The following is a 22,192-nucleotide window of genomic DNA, read 5'->3' as shown; positions in this document are numbered from 1 at the left end:
CTCTGCTCTGGAAGTGCTCATGCCTGCGCCGAATCACCCTCGCCTCCACACTGAAACCCTCGCCAATGGCCTGCGGGTGACGCTGCGTCATGCTCCGGAATTGAAGCGCTGCGCCGCCGCGTTGCGGGTCGCTGCCGGCAGTCACGACGTGCCATTGGCCTGGCCGGGGCTGGCGCACTTTCTTGAGCACTTGCTGTTCCTGGGTACAGAGCGCTTTCCCGCAGAGCAAGGGCTGATGGCCTACGTACAAGGTCATGGCGGGCAGGTGAATGCGCGCACCAGCGAACGTACGACGGACTTCTTTTTCGAACTACCGCCTCAGGCGTTTAGCGGTGGGCTGGAGCGTTTGTCAGACATGCTCGCTCATCCGCGTATGAATCCGGACGATCAACGGCGAGAACGAGAAGTGCTGCACGCCGAATTTGTCGCCTGGTCGCGAGACGCCACGGCCCAACAGCAATTTGCGCTGTTTGACGGGCTCTCGGCGGCTCACCCATTACGGGCATTTCATGCTGGAAACCGTTACAGCCTGCCGGTTCCGCAGCCCGAGTTTCAGCAAGCGTTGAAGGACTTCTATCAGCAGTTTTATCAGACCGGGCAGATGACGTTGAGCCTGGCCGGCCCGCAGAGTCTGGATGAATTGAAGGGGATGGCGCAGATGTTTGCCGTTGCCATTACCGCCGGGGAGAAAGTCCCCCAGACAGAGCCTGCCCTGTTGATGGACTTTTCGGACAATAGTTATCAACAGGCTGGAGCGCGTCGGCTGGATTTGCTGTTCACCTTCGAAGCGCTGCCCGACTCATCGCCCGAAGCGCTGGCGTTCCTGTGCCATTGGTTGAACGCCGCAAAACCCGGCGGCCTGTTGGCACAGCTACGAGACTCCGGTCTGGCGGACACCCTGAAAGCCGCGCCGCTCTATCACTACGCCGGGCAAGCCCTGCTGCACATCGAATTCACACGGCCCGCCAACACCACGCAACCGGCCAGCATGATCCGCGAACGGCTTCTGGATTGGCTGGTTTTTTTTGCCTCCCGCCAGGATTGGACCGAGCTGCGCGAAGAGTATGCAGTTCTGCTACAGCGCCAGCAGCAAGTCAGCAGCGCCTTGCAACTGGCCCAATGGGACAGCGGGCAACTTGAATTGGGGTTATCCAAACAGGGTGTCGTCGCCCTCAAGGCAATCCTGAAACAAATTTGCGCTGTGGATAACTTCACCGGTCAGTGGCAGCTGCCGACACCCAACCCGTTTTTGCGCGCCGAGACTCCAGCCTCGAATGCCGGATTGATTCGCGGCCAGACCAGCGCCCATCGCGGCCTGCGGACTTTTGCCCAGGATCGCTCACGCAGTCGCCGCGAACGATCGCCGATGCAGTTCAGTCAGGCGTTGCCGGATAACACGGATGAAGGTGCGGTTTATCTGCGCTGGCGCCTGGAGTTCGCACCTCACAGCCGCCTTCAGTCGAATCTGGAAAACAGCCTGCAGATGCTGCGCGAAGATGCACATCAGGCCGGTGTCGACGTTTCCTTCAGTGCATCGGGCAATGAATGGCTGCTGAAAATGACGGGGCTGCAGGAACCGATGCCGACAATCCTCGAACATGCGCTGAAAGAACTGACAAAACCTGATGCCGATTTCTCACAGGAAGAGCCGGCGTCCATTGCGTTGATGCCGATTCGACAATTGCTCAAGGCACTGCCCGATCTATGCCTTGAGCACGCCGCGATCTCAGATGACTTACAGCAACTCTGGTCAAGCGCACGCTGGGATGGCCTGGCGACAGGCCTGTCTGCCCAGACTCAAGCAGCGATGGGGCTTGCCTTGAGTCGTATTCCCGGCACTGCGGACAGTCAACTGACGCCGCCTCCGTCGATTCGCTCGCAGCATCTGTGGAACTCCGTCGATACCGGCTCCAGCGAACACGCGCTGTTACTCTTTTGTCCGACAGCAACCCATGACATTGCCGATGAGGCCGCCTGGCGTGTGCTTGCACACGTATGCCAGACGCCGTTCTACCAGCGCCTGCGGGTGGAGCTGCAACTCGGTTACGCCGTATTCAGCGGACTACGCCAGTTAAACGGTCAGACAGGGATGCTGTTTGGCGTGCAATCACCGAGCGTCGCACCTCTGGACTTGCTGGAGCACATCGAACAGTTCCTCAGCGAACTGGAAGGGATGATCGAAAGCATCGATGACGCGACCTTCATCGCTCAGCGCCAAGCCCTGGCCGATCAATTCGACGATACCGCCCTGCCCAACGCCCAAGCCGCCGAACTGCTCTGGCAGGGCAAACTGGCCGGCCACTCGTCGGATTACCTGAAACATCTGCCTCAGGCGATTCTGATGATCGACCGTGAAGCCTTGCTGGCTGCGGCACAACGACTGAATCGGGCCGACGGTGGATGGCGCTGTCTGGCCAGCGGACCGTGCCCGTCTACGCTTTGGCAAGTGGCAAAATGATCATTACCGGCGCTGCAATTAGCTTTCTCAAAGATTCGTGGCCAATCGCTGTGTAATTTTGAGTAACATAGCCGCCTAACTATCTGAACATCTCCGACTGGAGGTGGACTATATGTATAGGTCTCGACTGTCCCATCCACCTGAAGGAGCGCTTCTATGTCCTGGTCCAAACCTGCTTACACCGACCTGCGTATCGGCTTCGAAGTCACCATGTACTTCGCAAGCCGCTAAGCTCTGCCGTCTGGTAGAGAATGCAGTGCTACGCCTCGGCTCGCCGGGGCGTTTTTATTTTCAGCTTTCAATGATGGAGCGGCCATGTTTGTCCAGATTCTAGGTTCTGCCGCCGGCGGCGGTTTCCCCCAGTGGAACTGCAACTGCGTGAACTGCGCAGGTTTTCGCGACGGCAGCCTGCGGGCCGAGGCACGTACTCAATCGTCCATCGCGATTTCCGATGACGGTGTGAACTGGGTACTGTGCAATGCTTCGCCGGACATCCGCGCCCAGCTCCAGAGTTTCGCGCCAATGCAGCCGGGCCGCGCGCTGCGTGATACCGGCATCAGCGCAATCATCCTGATGGACAGCCAGATCGACCACACCACCGGCCTGCTCAGCCTGCGCGAAGGCTGCCCGCATCAGGTCTGGTGCACCGACATGGTCCACGAAGACCTGAGCACCGGTTTCCCGTTGTTCACCATGCTGACCCACTGGAACGGCGGGTTGAACTGGAACCGTATCGAACTCGATCAGAGCTTCACCGTCCCGGCCTGCCCCAACCTGCGCTTCACCCCGCTGCCCCTGCGTAGTGCCGCCCCGCCGTACTCGCCACATCGCTTTGACCCGCACCCGGGCGACAACATCGGTCTGATCGTCGAAGACCTGGGCACCGGCGGCAAACTGTTCTATGCACCGGGCCTGGGCAAGGTCGACGCATCGCTGATGACGATCATGGCCAGCAGCGATTGCCTGTTGGTGGATGGCACGATGTGGGATGACGACGAGATGCAGCGCCGTGGCGTCGGCACGCGCACTGGCCGGGAAATGGGCCACCTGGCGCAGAACGGCCCCGGCGGCATGCTCGAAGTGCTGGAACAGTTGCCCAAACAGCGCAAAGTGCTTATCCACATCAACAACACCAACCCGATTCTCGACGAGGATTCGCCGGAGCGTGCGGAGTTGGTTCGGCGCGAGGTTGAAGTGGCGTATGACGGCATGAGTATTGTTTTGTAGCGGATGGCCTCTTCGCGAGCAAGCCTCGCTCCTACAGAGATAGCGCTACCCCTTGTAGGAGCGAGGCTTGCCCGCGAAGACGTCCGACCAGACACCAAAGAATCCACCGGTTGTTCCCCCGGAGAACCGCAATGACTGACACCGCAATGTCCCCCACCGAATTCGAAGCGGCCCTGCGCGCCAAGGGTGCCTACTACCATATCTATCACCCGTATCACGTGGCGATGTATGAAGGCCGGGCGACCCGCGAGCAGATTCAGGGTTGGGTCGCCAACCGTTTCTATTACCAGGTGAACATCCCGCTCAAGGACGCCGCTATCCTGGCCAACTGCCCGGACCGCGAGATTCGTCGCGAGTGGATTCAGCGCCTGCTGGACCATGACGGTGCCCCTGGCGAAGACGGCGGTATCGAAGCCTGGTTGCGTCTAGGGCAAGCGGTCGGCCTCGACCCGGATCAGCTGCGTTCTCAGGAACTGGTACTGCCTGGCGTTCGGTTCGCCGTGGACGCCTACGTCAACTTCGCCCGCCGGGCCTGTTGGCAGGAAGCCGCCAGCAGTTCGCTGACCGAGTTGTTCGCGCCGCAGATCCACCAATCGCGTCTCGACAGCTGGCCGCAGCATTACCCGTGGATCGACCCGGCCGGTTACGAATATTTCCGCACGCGTCTGGGGCAAGCGCGCCGGGATGTGGAGCACGGTCTGGCGATCACGTTGCAGCACTACACCACGCGAGAAGGCCAGGAGCGCATGCTGGAAATTCTCCAGTTCAAACTGGACATTCTTTGGAGCATGCTCGATGCCATGAGCATGGCCTACGAACTGAACCGCCCGCCGTACCACAGCGTGACCGGGCAGCGGGTCTGGCACAAAGGAATCACCTTATGAGTTTCGATCGCAGCAAAACCCCGACATGGCGCACCGGCTACCGCTTCCAGTACGAACCGGCGCAAAAAGGCCATGTGCTGCTCTACCCGGAAGGCATGATCAAACTCAACGACAGCGCCGCGCTGATCGGCGGCTTGATTGATGGTCAGCGGGATGTCGCGGCAATCATCGCCGAACTGGGCGCGCAGTTTCCCGACGTGCCTGAGCTCGGTGACGACATCGAACAATTCATGGAGGTCGCCCGTGCTCAGCACTGGATCGAACTTGCCTGATTCCGTGTCAGACAAGTTACCGCCCAAGCCTGAAATCGGCCTGCCACTGTGGTTGCTGGCCGAGCTGACCTATCGCTGTCCGCTGCAATGCCCGTACTGCTCCAATCCGCTGGATTTCGCCGAGCAGGGCAAAGAGTTGTCCACCGAGCAGTGGATCAAAGTCTTTCGCGAAGCCCGGGAGATGGGCGCGGCGCAGTTGGGTTTTTCCGGCGGTGAGCCGCTGGTGCGCCAAGACCTCGCCGAGCTGATTGCCGAGGCGCGCAAGCTGGGTTTCTACACCAACCTGATCACCTCCGGTATCGGCCTCACCGAACAGAAAATCAGCGACTTCAAGAAGGCCGGACTGGACCACATCCAGATCAGTTTTCAGGCCAGCGACGAGCAGGTGAACAACCTCTTGGCCGGCTCAAAAAAGGCTTTCGCGCAAAAACTCGAAATGGCCCGCGCGGTGAAGGCGCACGGTTATCCGATGGTGCTGAACTTCGTCACCCATCGGCACAACATCGACAAGATCGACCGGATCATCGAGCTGTGCATCGCCCTTGAAGCGGACTTCGTCGAACTCGCGACGTGCCAGTTCTATGGTTGGGCGCAGCTCAATCGGGTCGGCCTGTTGCCGACCAAGGAACAACTGGTTCGCGCTGAACGCATCACCAATGAATACCGCGCAAAACTTGAAGCCGAAGGGCATCCCTGCAAGCTGATTTTCGTCACGCCGGACTATTACGAAGAACGCCCGAAAGCCTGCATGAACGGCTGGGGCAGTATTTTTCTGACGGTCACACCGGACGGAACCGCCCTACCCTGTCACGGCGCCCGACAACTGCCGGTGCAGTTTCCCAACGTGCGCGACCACAGCATGCAGCACATCTGGTACGACTCGTTCGGCTTCAACCGCTTTCGCGGTTACGACTGGATGCCCGAGCCGTGCCGTTCCTGCGACGAGAAGGAAAAAGACTTCGGCGGCTGTCGTTGCCAGGCATTCATGCTCACGGGTGACGCGAGCAATGCCGACCCGGTGTGCAGCAAGTCGGAACATCACGGCGTGATTCTCAAGGCCCGCGAAGAAGCCGAGCACGCGACCCAGACCATCGAACAACTGGCCTTTCGCAATGAACGAAACTCACGCCTCATCGCCAAAAGCTGAACCCTTAAGCGCCGCCAGGGCTGTCGCGGCCGGCATCGACTTCGCCGAGTTGCAAATCGGCAAGCATGGCCTGTTCTGGAACGAATACCGCCCCGAGGATGCCGCCTGCCGAATCTGGCAGTGGCGCGACGGCCAGGCTCATTGCCTGACACCGCCCACCTTCAGTGTGCGCAGCCGGGTGTACGAATATGGCGGCGGTGCATTTTGCCTGACCGATGACGGGCTGGTTTTCGTCAACGAGGCCGATCAGCAGCTGTATCGGCAATCGCTGACAGATGAGACGCCTGAGGTGCTGACTTCAAGTGAATGCCGTTACGGCGATCTGCAATTCGCCAACGGGCAGGTGCTGGCGGTTGAAGAGAACCGCGATCGACATCGCCTGGTGGCTATCGATCTGGCTGACGGCAGACGCCATCTGCTGGCCGAGGGTGCCGATTTCTACGCGGCACCGACCCTGAGTCCTGACGGTCGGCGGCTGGCCTGGATCGAGTGGAACCGCCCGCATCAGCCCTGGACCGCGACTCGCCTGATGGTTGCCGAACGCCAGAGCGATCACACCTTTGCGCAACCACGCTGTGTGGCCGGCGACGATGCTCAGGAGTCACTGCAACAACCGAGATTCGATGACAGCGGCCGTCTGTTTTGCCTGACCGATCGCGGCGGTTTCTGGCAGCCGTGGGTGGAATCGGCCAACGGTCTGAGCCCACTCCCGAGTGCTGCTGCCGACCATGGACCGGCACCTTGGCAACTGGGTGGTTGCACTTGGTTGCCGTTGAGCGACAACACTTATCTGGCGAGTTGGAGCGAAGGCGGTTTTGGTCGACTGGGGCTTCGTCACGGCGAGGGTTCCTGTGACGATTTCACGGGCGACTACAGTCGTTTCCGCCATCTCGCACAGGATGAGCAGTTCATCTACTGCATCGCCGCTTCGCCGCTCAGTTCGGCGGCGGTGATTGCCATTGACCGCAAAACCCGGCAGGTGAAGACACTCGCCGGTGGCGTTGCACCGCTGCCCGCCGAACAGATCAGCCGCCCGCAAACCCTGCGCTATCCGAGTGATTCGGGCGAGGCCCATGGGTACTTCTACCCGGCGATGACCGGCGACACGCAACCGCCCTTGGTGGTGTTCATCCACGGCGGCCCGACGTCGGCCTGCTACCCGATGTTCGACCCGCGAATCCAGTATTGGGCACAACGTGGCTTCGCCGTGGCCGACCTCAATTACCGAGGCAGCAGCGGCTACGGCCGCGCTTATCGCCAGGCGCTGCATTTGAGCTGGGGCGAGGTGGATGTGCAAGATGCCTGCGCGGTGGTCGGCTACCTGGCCGAACGCGGACTGATCGACGGCAACAAGGCGTTTATCCGTGGCGGCAGCGCCGGTGGGTACACCACGTTATGCGCCCTGGCCTTTCACAAAGTTTTTCGCGCAGGCGCCAGCCTGTATGGCGTCAGCGATCCTGTCGCGCTGGGCCGTGTCACCCACAAGTTCGAAGGCGATTATCTGGACTGGTTGATCGGCGACCCGGTACAGGACGCTGAACGCTACGCCGCACGCACGCCGTTGCTGCACGCGAACAACATCAGCGTTCCGATGATCTTCTTTCAGGGTGAACTGGACGCCGTGGTGGTGCCGCAACAGACCCGCGACATGGTCAAGGCGCTACAGGACAACGGCATTCTGGTCGAAGCCCATTACTACGCCGACGAACGCCATGGCTTTCGCAAGGCTGGCAATCAGGCCCACGCGCTGGAGCAGGAATGGTTGTTTTATCGGCGGGTAATGGCGTTGGTGGACTGAAGTCTGCGCTCGGCACAAAAATGTGGCGCCCCATTCGCGAGCAGGCTCGCTCCCACAAGGGAAACGCATTCCAATGTGGGAGCGAGCCTGCTCGCGATGGCGATCTACCTGATGCTGAAAAACTCAGCGCTTGGCGATGACATACACCGCATGCACGATCCCCGGAATATGTGGAGTCGGATCACGCCCCTCTCCAAGCACCTTGATAAAGACAAAAAAACGCCCCACGCCAAAAGATTCAGACATAGGGCGCTGCGTTATACCGCGAGACGGTTCGGGAACTCGTGTAAGGCGGGTCTGATCAGACTGCAATCCCTTTGCGGCACTGCAGTTGCGCGGTGCGTACGCGGGAGAAGGCGCGGGCCAGGCGCAGGAGCATTTCGTCGATAGTGGCCTTGCTGACAGTGAGGGCCGGGGTAAAGCGCAGGCAATCGGGTTGCGGGGCGTTGAGCAGCAAGCCTTCGTACAACGCAGCTTTGACTACGGCGTCAGCCGAGTCGTCGGACAGACCAAGACCCCAGAGCAGCCCTTGGCCGCGCAATTCGCCGTGACCGTAGCGATGAGCCAGACGACTCAAGCCTTCGCGCAGATGCTGACCAGATTCCCGCACATGATCGAGGAAACCCTTGTCCTGCACGTTGTCGAGCACGACAAGACCGGCCGCACTCATCAACACGTTGCCGTGATGAGTACCGGTCATTTCGCCGGTTTCGAAACAACAGGCCTTGCCTCGCGCCAGCAACGCCGCCAATGGCACGCCACCGCCGAGCCCTTTGCCGAGCACGACGATATCTGCCCGCACGCCGTAGGACTGTTCGGCGAGCAAGGTGCCGCAGCGGCCGACGCCGGTTTGCACTTCGTCGAGTATCAGCAAGATGCCAAGCTCACGACACAGGCGCTCGACCTCTTTGAGGTAGTGCTCGGTGGCCGGAATCACCCCGGCCTCGCTCTGGATCGGTTCGAGCATGATCGCAACAGTCTGGGCGTCCACGGCTGCATGCAAGGCTGGCAGGTCATTGAACGGGACATGACTGAAGCCCGGCAGCTGCGGCTCGAATCGGTTGACCAGATTCGAACTGTCCGACGCCGAAATCGTCCCGAGACTACGGCCATGACAACCTTTACTGGCGACGATAATCCGTGAAGCACCGCCACGATGTCGCTGGCCCCATTTGCGCGCCAGTTTGATAGCCGCTTCACAGGCCTCGCTGCCACTGTTGAGCAGGTACGCCTGGTCACTGCCGGTACTGGTGCAGAGCCGCTCGGCGAGGTTGTGCATGCCACGGTTGTGCAAACCGAAACCTGGGTTGATCAGCGACTGAGCCTGTTCCGAAAGCACTTTGACCAGTACTGAAGGGCTGTGTCCGAGGCTATTGGCGCCGCTACCCTGTGAGAAATCGAGATAAGCACGATCATCGCTGTCCCACAACCAGGACCCTTGGCCCCGCACGAAAATCTGTTCCGGCCGTTCGACGCTGGGCATCAGGCACTCGCTGGAAAAGTTGTCGCTTCCGGGCGGCAGGGAGGCGCCCATCGCCAGGTCGTCAAGGCTCGGAGCCTTGCGTCGCAGGTTGAACAGATTCATCGGATAAAACCTCGTCCGAGGTTTTTTGCCTTGCCTATGTAAACACCATCGTCGTAACCGGTATTCATCGTGCTTTCTGGCCCTGTAAGCCCTGTGAATGCGGTTAGACTAGGCGCAGGCAAGGCACTGGGCCATTTCGATTTCTCAGCATTTTCGATAAGTATTAGTTATGGATTTCAAGCAACTGCGTTATTTCGTCGCGGTCTACGAAGAAGGCCACGTCGGTCGGGCCGCCGAGCGGCTTTCAATCTCCCAACCGGCGTTGTCCCAGCAGATCCGTCAACTCGAACAAAACCTCGATGTGAGCCTGTTCGAACGCAGCAGCAAACGTCTGCTGCCCACCCTGGCGGCCCACACGCTTTACAACCATGCCCTGCCCTTGCTCGATGGCCTGCAACGCGCGCGCGAAGCCTTGGGCAACTTTAAAGGCAAGGCGCTGCGAACCTTGGCCATCGGCGTGCTGCAGACCGTCCATTCCAGCCTGGTGCCGCAGATGCTCGAACGCGTGCGCAAGGCGCAGCCGCATTTGGTGGTGCAGATCTATGAATTGACGGGCCTGGAAATCGAGCGGCGGCTACTCAATGGCTCTCTGGACATCGGCATCAGCTACCTGCCGCCCCGTCAGCCGGGTTTGCACGGCGTGCAGTTGTACGAAGATGAACTGACGCTCGTCATCCCGGCGGACCACCCGTTGCGGGAATTCAAGAAAGTCTCCATGAGCCAGGCCGCCGAGTTACCCATGTTGCTACTGGGTGAAGAGTTCCAGGTGCGGCAGATCTGGCAGGCCCAATTAGCCAATCTGGGACGTCGCCCGCAGGTACAGGCTGAACTGAACAACATGGCGGGGATTCTCGACAGCCTGCCGCACACGCGACTGGCGACCGTGCTGCCCGGACGCTCGAAAAACACCCATGGCGACCAGGCACTGTTGTGGAAACCACTGAGCGAACCGCGGGTGCCACTGAAAGTCGGGTTGGTGTGTCGTGATGTGCAGCGGCAACAGGCTTCGCTGACATTGTTGCGGACATTGCTGGAAGAGGTGATGGATGAGCACTTGCGCAGCCCGACAGCCCTGGATGGGTTGAGCTGAACTTTTTTGCAGGCAAAAGAAAACCCCGCCGAAGCGGGGCTTTGCAGACTGTTTCCCTGACATCCATTTCACTCCGCCGTCCTGGCAGAATCCTACGTGTCCGTGTTATTGCTTTGCGCTTCCTGCGCGACGTCCATGTGAAGTAGATTAGCTCTGGATCCAATCTGCGCCTATGGGAAAACAGCAGCACGTCATGTAAGAGAATGCTTACATAACACTACAGGGTCAGAATTGTCCTGCATCCAGCAGGAACAGCGACTCGCTACCCGCCTTCACCGACGCGCTCAACGAGTGAATACGCGGCAGCAAACGTGCGAAATAGAACCGTGCCGTACCGAGTTTGCTCGCGTAGAAATCGTCCTGCGCTTCTTTACCGAAAGCTGCCTTGGCCATCAGAGCCCACATGTAGGCGTAAGCCGTGTAACCGAATGCTTGTAGATACTCGACCGAAGCAGCGCCGATTTCGTTCGGGTTGTTTTTTGCACGGTCCAGCAACCACGCAGTCAGTTCGTCGAGAGTGTCCACCGCGTCATTCAGCGGCTTGGTGAACTCCGCCAGGTCAGCACTGGCCGTCGCGGTGAAATGACGAATCTCGTCAGCGAACAGTTTGTAGAACGCCCCGCCGCTGCCAACGATCTTGCGTCCTACAAGGTCCAGCGCCTGAATGCCGTTGGTGCCTTCGTAGATCTGGGTAATGCGCACGTCTCGAACCAGTTGTTCCTGGCCCCACTCACGGATGTAGCCGTGGCCGCCAAAAATCTGCTGGCCGTGAACAGTGGTTTCCAGCCCCAGGTCGGTCAGGAATGCCTTGGCCACAGGGGTCAGCAGTGCGACCAGATCTTCTGCGCGCTTGCGGGTAGTGCCGTCTTCGCTGAACTTGGCGGTGTCCAGTTGCATTGCCACATAAGTGGAGAAGGCACGACCGCCTTCGTTCGAGGCTTTCATGGTCAGCAGCATGCGACGCACGTCCGGGTGGACGATGATCGGGTCAGCCACTTTGTCCTTGTTCTGCGCGCCGGTCGGCGAACGGCTCTGCAGACGGTCACGAGCGTATTCGATCGCGTTCTGGTAGGAGCGCTCGCCAGTGGCCAGGCCCTGGATGCCGACACCCAGACGCTCGTAGTTCATCATGGTGAACATCGCCGCCAAACCTTTATTCGGCTCGCCGACCAGGTAACCCAAGGCTTCGTCGAAGTTCATCACGCAGGTCGCGGACGCCTGGATGCCCATCTTGTGTTCGATCGAACCACAGGTCGCCGGGTTGCGCGCACCGAGGCTACCATCGGCATTGACCAGGAACTTCGGCACCAGGAACAGCGAAATACCCTTCGGTCCCGCTGGCGCATCCGGCAGTTTGGCCAGTACCAGGTGGATGATGTTCTCGGTCAGGTCGTGCTCGCCGCCGGTGATGAAGATTTTGGTGCCGCTGACTTTGTAGGAGCCGTCGGCCTGGGGCTCGGCCCTGGTGCGGATAATCCCAAGGTCTGTACCGGCGTGCGGCTCGGTCAGGCACATGGAACCGGCCCAGACACCGGCGTACATGTTTGGCAGGTACGCCGCTTTCAGCTCTTCGCTGGCGTGGGCGTTGATCGACAGGCAAGCGCCGGCAGTCAACATTGGGTACAGACCGAACGACAGGCTCGCGGAGTTGACCATTTCTTCGACCTGCGCCGAAACAGCCTTGGGCATGCCCATGCCGCCGTAGGTCGGATCGCCACCGACACCGACCCAACCGCCTTCAGCGTAGGTCTGATACGCCTGCGGGAAACCGGCCGGGGTGGTGACGGCACCGTCGGCCCAGTGACAACCTTCTTCGTCAGCTGCACGGCTCAGGGGCGCGATGCTTTTGCTGGTGACCTTGCCGGCTTCTTCCAGAATGGCTTCGACAGTTTCAGCATCGACAGTCTCGGCCAGCGCAGGCAATTCGGCCCAGAGTTTGGCGACCTCGAAAACTTCATTGAGGACGAAGCGCATATCGCGCAGGGGCGCTTTGTAGTCAGCCATGGCAAACCTCGCAGGATCTAAACAGGTGGTTCGTAGAATAGTGATTTCGTTGTGTCCGAGTGTACCTCAACAACTTTTACGACACATAGGGTCAACTCATGACTGTTTTGTTATTTTTAGTCATAGGCATTTCAGCTGAGACTGTTCTCGCCTTCCAGAACGCATTCGCGGGCAAGCCTCGCTCCTACAGGTCATGTCGCACGCATTTCACATGAACGACAACAAACTGTAGGAGCGAGGCTTGCCCGCGAAGCTTTTCAAATATTCGTCAGAGCGCAAACAACTCCGCCGGCAGCGTCATCAGGCAATCACTGCCCGCCTCGATGGCCGCCCGATGAGCGCAAGTACGCGGCAGCAAACGCTTGAAGTAAAACTCGCTGGTCGCCAACTTGCCCCGGCAGTAATCGGCATCACCGCTGCCCGCCTCCAACTGCGCCTGAGCCACCAATGCCATGCGTAGCCACAGGTAGCCGAGGATGATGTAGCCGCTGTACATCAAGTAATCCACCGACGCGGCGCCGACTTCATCCGGATTTTTCATCGCCGCCATGCCGACCTTGGTGGTCAACTCGCCCCACTGCTGATTCAGACCGTTGAGTTGCGCCACATAGCTGCCGAGTTGCGGATGCTCAGCATTGGCCACACAGAGCTTGTGGACGATTTTGGTGAACCCGCGCAGCAGTTTTCCCTGACTGCCAAGGACTTTGCGCCCAAGCAGATCCAGCGCCTGAATGCCGTTGGTGCCTTCGTAGATCGGCGCGATCCGACAGTCACGAACCAACTGCTCCATGCCCCACTCACGAATGAAACCGTGGCCGCCAAACACCTGCATGCCGAGGTTGGTCACCTCCAATCCGGTGTCGGTGATGAAGGCTTTGCAGATCGGCGTCAGGAATGCCAGCAAATCCTCGGCGTCCTGGCGCGCCGTTTCATCCCGGCTCAGATGCGCAGCGTCCAGCAACTGTGCGGTGAAATAAGTCAGCGCCCGGTTGCCTTCGTTGAAGGCCTTCATGATCAGCAACATCCTGCGCACATCGGGATGAACGATGATCGGGTCAGCGGGTTTTTCCGGTGCTTTCGGTCCGGTGAGTGAGCGCATTTGCAGACGGTCGTTGGCGTACCTGATCGCGCCCTGGAAGCTCGCCTCCCCCAGACACAAACCTTGCATCCCGGTGCCAAGCCGCGCGTGGTTCATCATGGTGAACATACAGTTCAGGCCCTTGTTCGGTTCACCGATCAAGAAACCCTTGGCGTCGTCGAAATTCAGCACGCAGGTGGCCGAGGCCTTGATGCCCATTTTGTGCTCGATCGAGCCGCAGGAAACACCATTGCGCTCGCCCGCTTCACCTTCGGCATTGGGTAGGAATTTAGGAACGATAAACAGCGAAATACCCTTGGTCCCTGCCGGCGCGTCCGGCAGTTTGGCCAGCACCAGATGAATGATGTTGTCACTCATGTCGTGTTCGCCGGCGGAGATGAAGATCTTGCTGCCGGAGATCGCGTAACTGCCGTCGGCCTGAGGCACGGCGCGGGTCTTGATGATGCCCAGGTCGGTGCCGCAATGGGCTTCGGTCAGGCACATGGTGCCGGTCCATTGGCCAGCGGTGAGCTTGCTCAGGTAGGTCTGTTTCTGTTCTTCGGTGCCATGGGCATGGATGGCTGACATCGCGCCGTGAGTCAGGCCGGGGTACATGCCCCAGGAGGTGTTGCTGGAGCCAACCATCTCACTGATGACCAGCCCCAGAGAACTAGGCAATCCCTGACCACCGTAAGCCGGATCCGCCGCCAGACCATGCCAGCCACCTTCCACATACTGCGCGAATGCTTGCTTGAAGCCTGTAGGCGTTGTAACCACGCCGTTGTCGAAATGGCAGCCTTCTTCGTCGCCACTGCGGTTCAGCGGTGCGAGAACGTTCTCACAGAATTTCGCGCCTTCTTCGAGGATCGCATTGACCATGTCCGGGCTGGCATCGGTGGCCCCCAGCGCGGCGTAGTCGCTGTGAAAATCGAAGACATGGTCGATCAGAAAGCGCATGTCGCGCAGGGGAGCTTTGTACTCGGGCATGGTCATTTCTCCGGCAGCAGATGGCTCAAACCTACTGCCGTGCACCACGCCTCACAATCACAGTCCAGACGCTGAATGCGCCATCATCACTCAACCCGCAGCGGCGTCCATGCGCACTGCGCCACGGCGGTTCTGACCGAAGGCCATCACACAGTTTCGCCCCGCACCCTTGGCACTGTAGAGCGCCTGGTCAGCGGATTTGAGCACTTCTTCGGGGGTGCGCTGCTCCAGCCGTTCGGCGACGCCGATGCTGACAGTGACCGATACACTCGAGGTGCCCGAGCCGGCGCGGCGCTGGCGTCCCTGCTGATCATCCTGGGGACGGCTGTCCTGATTACGCAGCTGGATGTTGTAAGTGGCGATGGATTCGCGGATGACCTCCAGGTGCGGCATGCACTCTTCGAGGGTTTTACCTGCGAACACCAGAGCAAATTCTTCACCGCCATAGCGATACGCCCTACCGCCGCCGCTGATTTTCGACAACTTGCTGGCCACCAGTCGCAACACCTGATCGCCGACATCGTGGCCATGGGTGTCGTTGAATTTCTTGAAGTGATCGACATCACTCATGGCCAGCACGTAATTGCGCCCCAGCCGTTGCATGCGTTCGTTCAGGGCGCGGCGCCCCGGCAGCCCCGTGAGTTCATCGCGGAAGGCCATCTGATAGGCCTCATGGGCAACCGCGGCGGCAATCATCAACATCACCTGGCTGCACATGATGTTCAGGGTGAAGGGCAGGATGAAGGTTTTCGGCAACATCCAGAACAATCCCAACAGCCCCACTAGCTGCGCAGCGTGCAAAGGTCTTGGATTGCGCCAGTATTGCCAGCTCAGTAATAGAAACGAGGCGATGAACACGGGATAAGACAACTGGATCAGGCTCATCCAGGCGCCATGCAGGGCTGGCCAACGGATCTCCGACAGCCACATCAACAGCGCCTGTGGGTAACTTTGCTCCAGCCCCAGCGCCACGCTGCCGAACGCCAGCAACACGGCGAAGCGCGCCACCATGTCCTGGAACAGGTGGGTGCGCTCCTGCCAGGCGGCGAACAAGCCAAAGAGCAACGGCAGCAACAGACAGCACAGATGGAACACCACCGCGGCGTCTTCACGAACTTTGCCATTGTCACGGTAGTAGTCGGTCTGGGTGTCGAGCAGGAAGTAGGCGATGTACACCGTGACCATCAGAAACAGTTCACGCTGACGTCGGTAAACCGCGCAATACGCGCCGCCGAGCAACAACACCAGCGTGGGCAGCACGTTGAACAGCGAAGTGAAGAAGACGTTGAGATCCTTGACGTAAGCAGCCGCAAGCCCTGCGAGCAACAACAGCAGTGATGGCAAGAAATGGCTGAAACGTACAGCGGAAGAACGCGGCAAGGGTAAAGCTCCGACCCGGCAAACAAGGATGGCATTGTGCCTGCATTTGGAGCAGCCAAGCACGTGCAACGAGACGTGTGTCACATCGCAGCCTCTTTAACGGCAGCAAAGTCGTTCTTCTTAGCGTTTTAGTCAGGAATATTTACAGACGTGATCGTTTGCGTCAGGCATAAAAAAGCCGCTGCTCCCGAGGAAGCAGCGGCTTTGAGAATGGACTGCGTAGGGCTTAGTAACCCAGTGCGAAGTCTTCTTCTTTCATGTCCATCAGGTTGTTGGCGCCCGACAGCATGGTTGCAACGTGAGTGCGGGTACGCGGCAGGATGCGCTGGAAGTAGAAGCGCGCAGTCTGCAGCTTGGCGGTGTAGAACGCCTCTTCGGTGGTACCGGCAGCCAGTTTCTCGGCCGCCAGACGCGCCATGTCAGCCCAGAAGTAGGCAAGGCACGCGTAACCGGAGTACATCAGGTAGTCCACCGACGCCGCGCCGACTTCTTCGCGGTCTTTCATTGCTGCCATACCGACCTTCATGGTCAGCTCGCCCCACTCTTTGTTCAGCGCAGCCAATGGCTCGACGAACTCTTTGACCGCGTCATTGCCTTCGTTGCTCTGGCAGAACTTGTGGACGATCTTGGTGAAGCCTTTCAGAGCCTCGCCTTGAGTCATCAGCACTTTACGGCCCAGCAGGTCCAGTGCCTGGATGCCGGTGGTGCCTTCGTACAGCATCGAAATGCGGCTGTCGCGAACGTTCTGTTCCATGCCCCACTCGGCGATGAAGCCGTGACCGCCGTAGATCTGCACGCCGTGGTTAGCGGATTCGAAACCGACTTCAGTCATGAAGGCTTTGGCGATCGGCGTCATGAAGGCCAGCAGCGCGTCGGCTTTCTTCTTCTCTTCTTCATCGACGCCGTACTTGACGATGTCGACTTGCTTGGCGGTGAAATAAACCATCGCACGGTTGCCTTCGGCGAAAGCCTTCATGGTCAACAGCATGCGACGTACGTCAGGGTGAACGATGATCGGGTCAGCGGCTTTGTCCGGCGCTTTCGGGCCAGTCAGAGAGCGCATTTGCAGACGATCGCGAGCGTATTTCAGACCGCCCTGGAAGCCGATCTCGGCGTGCGCCAGACCTTGCAGCGCAGTACCCAGACGTGCGGTGTTCATAAAGGTGAACATGCAGTTCAGGCCTTTGTTCGCCGGGCCGATCAGGTAACCGGTGGCCGCGTCGAAGTTCATCACGCAGGTGGCGTTACCGTGGATGCCCATTTTGTGTTCCAGGGAACCGCAGCTCACAGCGTTGCGTGCGCCGATCGAGCCGTCTGCGTTCGGCAGGAATTTCGGAACGATGAACAGGGAAATGCCTTTGGTGCCGGCCGGTGCGTCCGGCAGACGTGCCAGAACGATGTGGACGATGTTGTCGGCCATATCGTGTTCGCCGGCCGAGATGAAGATCTTGGTGCCGGACACTTTGTAGGACCCGTCGGCCTGAGGCTCGGCCTTGGTGCGCAACATGCCCAGGTCAGTGCCGCAGTGCGGTTCGGTCAGGCACATGGTGCCGGTCCATTCGCCGGAGACCAGTTTGGTCAGGTAAGCCTCTTGTTGCTCAGGCGTGCCGTGCTCGGAAATGGTGTTCATCGCGCCATGGGACAGGCCTGGGTACATGCCCCACGACCAGTTGGCCTCGCCGACCATTTCGCTGACGGCCAGACCCAAAGACTCCGGCAGGCCCTGGCCGCCGTGCTCTACGTCGTGAGCCAGGCTTGGCCAGCCACCTTCGACGAATTGCTTGTAGGCTTCTTTGAAACCGGTTGGGGTTTTAACGCCGGACTCGCTCCAGGTGCAGCCTTCGGTGTCACCCACGCGGTTCAGCGGCGCCAGCACTTGCTCACAAAACTTGGCGCCTTCTTCGAGAATGGCGTCAACCATGTCCGGAGTTGCGTCCTGGCAAGCCGGAAGGCTCTGATAGTGCGCTTCGTAGCCGAGCAGTTCGTCACGAACGAAGCGAATATCACGCAAGGGGGCCTTGTAGTCAGGCATAGCGATAAACCTCTGCTGATGTAACCGGGAATGAACGACCGTGTCGATTTGTTGTGACGGTCAAACAGTTGTTTGAAACATACGTTTACGCCCAAATCTTGTCAAGCGTCGATCTTTTGCCATTCGTCATCGCCCCCTGAAAACGTCGCCCACACCGTTACGCATCGCCGTTGAATGAGCAACACGTCATGTTGGAGAGATTAGTTGAGGCAGAAGGACTTACGCAGAAAAACGCCGCGAACAGGCGCGGCGTTGGAGTAGCGGACTAAGCGAGAAATCAGGCGTAGGTATCGATCAACGTACCGAGCATTTCATCGGATGCCTTGGCGACTTTGACGCCAAGTTCCACCTGGAACTTGCCCTGGGACATCTCGACCATATTGCTGGCCAAGTCCGATTGCTGGCTGCGATCTACCGAGCGCAGACGATCCACCTGAACCTCGGAAGACTGACTGGTGACCGAACGCTCGATGGTGTTGTTGGCGATCTGGCCCGAAGCCTGATCGACGCGGTTCTGCCCTGTCTGAATAGTGCTCAGACCGGCATAAAAAGCGGTGTTTCCTGAGATTTCCATGGGGGAACTCGTCCGACAAAGGATCAACAGCGGCCATTGAACCAGACACGCCGACAAAAGGCCCGACAAAAACACTAATGGCACAGTGCCTTGTCATAGGTAACACCTAACCCAGAAACCTCAGTCCAGCAGATCCAGCTGTAGAAACTCGGCCACCGCTTCGGCTGTCACTGACTTGAGTTTCGGCACCCGACCCAGGCACGGCGCGGGAATGCGCTCGGCCAGCGTCGCGAGGTTCTCTTCCAGGCGCGAGGTCTTGGGATCGATGATGTTGGCCACCCACCCTGCCAGCTGCAAACCATCCCGAGCAATCGCCTCAGCCGTCAGCAGCGCATGGTTGATACAGCCCAGGCGCACGCCGACCACAAGAATCACCGGCAGATCCAGCGCCATCGCCAGGTCCGACAGATTGTCCTGATCCGCCAACGGCACTCGCCAGCCGCCAGCGCCTTCGATCAAGGTGAAGTCCGCCTGCATGTCGAGAATCTGCCGCATCGGGGTCAACAGCGATTGCACGGTCAACGCCACACCAGCCTCCCGCGCCGCCAGATGCGGGGCGATCGCCGGTTCGAACGCGACCGGATTGACCTGTTCATAAGTCAAAGGCACCGAACACTCGGCAAACAATGCCAGCGCATCGGCGTTGCGCAATCCCTTGGGCGTCAGCTCGCAACCGGAGGCCACCGGTTTGCCCGCCGCCGTGCTCAAACCCGCCAATCGCGCGGCATGCAGCAAACCGGCGGCGATGGTGGTCTTGCCGACATCGGTGTCAGTGCCGGCGATGAAATAGGCTGCGCTCATAAGGGTTTCTCCAACACGGCGTAAACCACTTGATAAGTCGCCGGCAGTCCCTGTGCCTGACGAAACTGCTCATAAGCCTCGATCAAGCCGAGGATCCGCGCCCTGCCAGTCAAACCGCCCGGCCGACCGGGGTTCAGGTTGTGCGCCCCAAGTGCCTTCAGCTCATGGGTCAGGCTGCGGACATCGGGGTAATGCAACACATGCGGCTGCGTTTCGAGGCTGACGACCTTCGAACCGCTGCCCGCGCAAAGCTGTTGGTAAACACCGAACTCGCGGAAGCGGTTGACGTGCACCATGCCATCCACCTGACGCCAACTGTCGCGCAATTCGTACAGCGTGCCTACACACAGACTAGCAAACGCGAAAATCCCGCCCGGTTTCAGCACTCGATACGCTTCATTTAGCACTGAGGCGAAATCCGCGCACCATTGCACCGCCAGGCTGGAGAAGACCAGGTCGCAGGTCGACGCCTGCAACGGCAAGCGTTCGGCATCACCGGCAATGAAATGCGTGGCGCCGCCCAAGGGACGAGCGTGATTGAGCATGCCTTCTGCGATGTCCAACGCCACTCCGGCGCTCGCAGGAAACTTGTCCGCCAAGGCTCGGCTGAAATACCCGGTGCCGCAGCCCATATCCAGCCAACGAGCAGGGACAAAATCTTCCGGTAACCGACGCAACAACTCGCTGCCCACGTCGCGTTGCAATTCGGCCACGCTATCGTAACTTGCCGCAGCACGGGAAAAGGACGCCGCCACCTGGCGTTTGTCGGGCAAGCCGCCGGGCAGGTTGGGAAGGGATAAATCAGTCATCACCGAACTCATGCAAAAAGGCCTGAATCGCCCCCGCCACACCGTGGGGGTCTTCCAGAAGAAACGCGTGACTGGCCTGTTCAATCAGACCGATTTCAACATCCGGCAGTAACGTCAGCAGATCCCCCGCCGCTTCGGCCGGAACCAGCCCGTCGAGGCCGCCAAACAAGTGCAATTGCGGACCACGAAACGCCTGCAACGCTCGCAGGGTGTCCAGTTGTGCGAGCAACTCCAGGCCGCTTATCAGCACCGGCGAAGACGTATGCGGTGCACCAGCAAGCAAGAGTCGCGATATCCCGCGTGGGTCTGCGGCGCCTTGTGCGCACAACAGCGAGAAGCGTTTCAACGTCATGCGCAGGTCAGCCTTGCAGCCGGCCAGAAACGCATCGAAGGTCTCGCCGGGCATCGCGCTCGGCCACTGCTCATGGGCGACAAAAGAAGAGTTACTCGCCAGGGTTACCAGGCCGCAGCAGCGGTCACCGCGTCGCGCCGCCAATTCGGACGCCAGCATGCCGCCCAACGACCAGCCACCGAGCCAGGCATCCTGTGGCAACGTGGAGTCCAACTCATCGAGCCATTCTTCAAGGTCGCTCGATTCCAGTTCCGGCAATGGCTCGATCTCGACGCGCAGGTGCTCATCCAGGCCCTGCAAGGCAGCCGCCAAGGGTTCCAGCGGCGAAATCCCGAGACCCCAACCCGGCAGCAGAATCAGACGATCACGCATGGCTTGGCTCCGGTCCCAGTTGTTGAAAACAATCGGCCAGTCCATCTAACAATAGCTGTACCTGCGCCTCGCTGTGAGCGGCGGTCAGGGTTACGCGCAAGCGTGCGCTGCCCGCGGGCACAGTCGGTGGACGAATCGCTGTCACCATCAGGCCGCGTTCGCGCAGCATCTGCGACAGTCGAACCGCACGCCCGGCGTCGCCGATCATGATCGGCTGGATCGGCGTGAAGCTGTCCATCAACTCCAGACCAATCTGTTCGGCGCCTTGGCGGAACTGGCGAATCAGCGTCTGCAGATGCTCACGTCGCCAGTGTTCACTGCGTAGCAGCTCCAGGCTTTTCAGCGTCGCGCAGGCCAGCGCCGGCGGTTGGCTGGTGGTGTAGATGTAAGGGCGAGCGAACTGGATCAGGCTTTCGATCAGCTCTTCACTGCCAGCCACAAAAGCACCGGCCGTACCGAAAGCCTTGCCGAGGGTGCCGACCAAGACCGGCACGTCTTCCTGACTCAGACCGAAATGCTCGACGATCCCGCCGCCATTGGCGCCCAGCGGACCAAAACCGTGCGCGTCATCGACCATCAGCCAAGCGCCTTTGGCCCTGGCTTCCCGCGCCAGCGCCGGCAGGTCGGCGATGTCGCCGTCCATGCTGAACACGCCGTCGGTAACCACCAGCGTATTGCCGGTGGCCTTCTCAAGGCGCTTGGCCAAGCTGGCCGCGTCGTTATGCAGATAACGATTAAAACGCGCACCGGACAACAACCCTGCATCCAGCAACGACGCATGATTGAGTCGGTCTTCCAGCACTGTATCGCCCTGCCCGACCAATGCGGTGACCGCGCCAAGGTTGGCCATGTAACCGGTGGTGAACAGCAGCGCTCGTGGGCGCCCGGTGAACTCGGCAAGAGTTTCTTCCAACGCGTGATGCGGACCGCTGTGGCCGATCACCAGATGCGAAGCACCACCGCCCACGCCCCAACGCGACGCGCCGGCGCGCCAGGCTTCGATCACTTGCGGGTGATTGGCCAGGCCCAGGTAGTCGTTGTTACAGAACGCCAGCAACGGCTGACCATCAACCACCACTTCCGGGCCTTGGGGGCTTTCGAGCAATGGGCGCTGGCGATAAAGGTTTTCGGCACGACGGGCAGCAAGGCGCGCGCTGAGATCGAAAGACATGCAGGCCTCGAAGGTCATTTCACAATCTGATGCAGGAACAATGGACTTGGCTGGAAACCGAGTCGCGGCCATCGCGGGCAAGCCACGCTCCCACAGGTTCTACGCAGTTCCTTGTGGGAGCGAGCCTGCTCGCGATGAGGCCATGACATCCAACATCTATGTTGAATATCT

Annotated in this window: 19 protein-coding genes; 8 read left to right on the top strand and 11 right to left on the bottom strand. The window is 59.7% G+C overall.

What is annotated here, in order from left to right; genetic code table 11:
* Window positions 1-19 precede the first annotated feature (19 nt).
* From pqqF to LOY38_RS02830, 7 genes are all read left to right on the top strand, one after another.
* Window positions 20-2,458: a pyrroloquinoline quinone biosynthesis protein PqqF gene (pqqF, locus tag LOY38_RS02860; protein ID WP_258698771.1), complete on the top strand. Its 2,439-nt coding sequence runs from the start codon at window positions 20-22 to the stop codon at window positions 2,456-2,458.
* Window positions 2,459-2,614: 156 nt separating this feature from the next.
* Complete coding sequence (gene pqqA, locus LOY38_RS02855; protein ID WP_009045898.1) at window positions 2,615-2,689, top strand: pyrroloquinoline quinone precursor peptide PqqA; 75 nt, start codon at window positions 2,615-2,617, stop codon at window positions 2,687-2,689.
* An 84-nt stretch (window positions 2,690-2,773) separates the two neighbouring features.
* Complete coding sequence (gene pqqB, locus LOY38_RS02850) at window positions 2,774-3,685, top strand: pyrroloquinoline quinone biosynthesis protein PqqB (protein WP_258698770.1); 912 nt, start codon at window positions 2,774-2,776, stop codon at window positions 3,683-3,685.
* A 131-nt stretch (window positions 3,686-3,816) separates the two neighbouring features.
* Window positions 3,817-4,569, top strand: a complete 753-nt coding sequence (gene pqqC, locus LOY38_RS02845; protein ID WP_258698769.1) for a pyrroloquinoline-quinone synthase PqqC — start codon at window positions 3,817-3,819, stop codon at window positions 4,567-4,569.
* Window positions 4,566-4,841 (top strand): pyrroloquinoline quinone biosynthesis peptide chaperone PqqD, encoded by a 276-nt coding sequence (gene pqqD / locus LOY38_RS02840; protein WP_052967135.1) that lies wholly within the window; start codon window positions 4,566-4,568, stop codon window positions 4,839-4,841. The genes pqqC and pqqD overlap by 4 nt, the downstream gene beginning before the upstream one ends.
* Window positions 4,842-4,845: 4 nt before the next feature.
* Window positions 4,846-5,988, top strand: a complete 1,143-nt coding sequence (pqqE, locus tag LOY38_RS02835) for a pyrroloquinoline quinone biosynthesis protein PqqE (RefSeq protein ID WP_223487585.1) — start codon at window positions 4,846-4,848, stop codon at window positions 5,986-5,988.
* Complete coding sequence (locus tag LOY38_RS02830; RefSeq protein WP_258698768.1) at window positions 5,954-7,786, top strand: S9 family peptidase; 1,833 nt, start codon at window positions 5,954-5,956, stop codon at window positions 7,784-7,786. Before pqqE ends, LOY38_RS02830 begins: the two co-directional genes overlap by 35 nt.
* Before the next feature lie 123 nt (window positions 7,787-7,909).
* On the opposite strand, the gene LOY38_RS02825 is transcribed toward LOY38_RS02830, so the two are convergent.
* On the bottom strand, window positions 7,910-8,032 hold the full coding sequence (locus LOY38_RS02825; RefSeq protein WP_258698767.1) for a hypothetical protein: 123 nt from the start codon (window positions 8,030-8,032) through the stop codon (window positions 7,910-7,912).
* A 55-nt stretch (window positions 8,033-8,087) separates the two neighbouring features.
* On the bottom strand, window positions 8,088-9,371 hold the full coding sequence (locus tag LOY38_RS02820) for an aspartate aminotransferase family protein (protein WP_258698766.1): 1,284 nt from the start codon (window positions 9,369-9,371) through the stop codon (window positions 8,088-8,090).
* A 169-nt stretch (window positions 9,372-9,540) separates the two neighbouring features.
* On the opposite strand from LOY38_RS02820, the gene LOY38_RS02815 reads away from it, so the two are divergent.
* Window positions 9,541-10,461 (top strand): LysR family transcriptional regulator, encoded by a 921-nt coding sequence (locus tag LOY38_RS02815; protein ID WP_258698765.1) that lies wholly within the window; start codon window positions 9,541-9,543, stop codon window positions 10,459-10,461.
* A 225-nt stretch (window positions 10,462-10,686) separates the two neighbouring features.
* On the opposite strand, the gene LOY38_RS02810 is transcribed toward LOY38_RS02815, so the two are convergent.
* From LOY38_RS02810 to bioF, 9 genes are all read right to left on the bottom strand, one after another.
* Window positions 10,687-12,465, bottom strand: a complete 1,779-nt coding sequence (locus LOY38_RS02810) for an acyl-CoA dehydrogenase C-terminal domain-containing protein (RefSeq protein ID WP_258698764.1) — start codon at window positions 12,463-12,465, stop codon at window positions 10,687-10,689.
* 268 nt (window positions 12,466-12,733) lie between these two features.
* A complete protein-coding gene (locus LOY38_RS02805) occupies window positions 12,734-14,530 on the bottom strand; it encodes an acyl-CoA dehydrogenase C-terminal domain-containing protein (RefSeq protein WP_258698763.1) in 1,797 nt (598 codons plus the stop codon).
* A gap of 90 nt (window positions 14,531-14,620) precedes the next feature.
* Window positions 14,621-15,910 carry a GGDEF domain-containing protein gene (locus LOY38_RS02800; protein WP_258698762.1) on the bottom strand — a complete coding sequence of 430 codons (1,290 nt, stop codon included), beginning with the start codon at window positions 15,908-15,910 and terminating at the stop codon, window positions 14,621-14,623.
* 226 nt (window positions 15,911-16,136) lie between these two features.
* Window positions 16,137-17,942, bottom strand: a complete 1,806-nt coding sequence (locus LOY38_RS02795; RefSeq protein WP_007936490.1) for a phenylacyl-CoA dehydrogenase — start codon at window positions 17,940-17,942, stop codon at window positions 16,137-16,139.
* Between the two features lie 277 nt (window positions 17,943-18,219).
* Complete coding sequence (locus tag LOY38_RS02790) at window positions 18,220-18,516, bottom strand: pyrroloquinoline quinone biosynthesis protein PqqE (RefSeq protein WP_105340933.1); 297 nt, start codon at window positions 18,514-18,516, stop codon at window positions 18,220-18,222.
* 120 nt (window positions 18,517-18,636) lie between these two features.
* Window positions 18,637-19,317 (bottom strand): dethiobiotin synthase, encoded by a 681-nt coding sequence (gene bioD / locus LOY38_RS02785; protein ID WP_258698761.1) that lies wholly within the window; start codon window positions 19,315-19,317, stop codon window positions 18,637-18,639.
* Window positions 19,314-20,126, bottom strand: a complete 813-nt coding sequence (gene bioC / locus LOY38_RS02780) for a malonyl-ACP O-methyltransferase BioC (protein ID WP_258698760.1) — start codon at window positions 20,124-20,126, stop codon at window positions 19,314-19,316. Before bioC ends, bioD begins: the two co-directional genes overlap by 4 nt.
* Window positions 20,119-20,850: an alpha/beta fold hydrolase gene (locus tag LOY38_RS02775; protein ID WP_258698759.1), complete on the bottom strand. Its 732-nt coding sequence runs from the start codon at window positions 20,848-20,850 to the stop codon at window positions 20,119-20,121. Before LOY38_RS02775 ends, bioC begins: the two co-directional genes overlap by 8 nt.
* Window positions 20,843-22,021 (bottom strand): 8-amino-7-oxononanoate synthase, encoded by a 1,179-nt coding sequence (gene bioF / locus LOY38_RS02770; RefSeq protein ID WP_258698758.1) that lies wholly within the window; start codon window positions 22,019-22,021, stop codon window positions 20,843-20,845. The genes LOY38_RS02775 and bioF overlap by 8 nt, the downstream gene beginning before the upstream one ends.
* Window positions 22,022-22,192 lie beyond the last annotated feature (171 nt).

Origin of the sequence: Pseudomonas sp. B21-015 (assembly GCF_024749285.1) — a bacterium.
Taxonomy (GTDB): Bacteria; Pseudomonadota; Gammaproteobacteria; order Pseudomonadales; family Pseudomonadaceae; genus Aquipseudomonas.
This window is presented reverse-complemented; position numbering and strand designations above follow the sequence as displayed.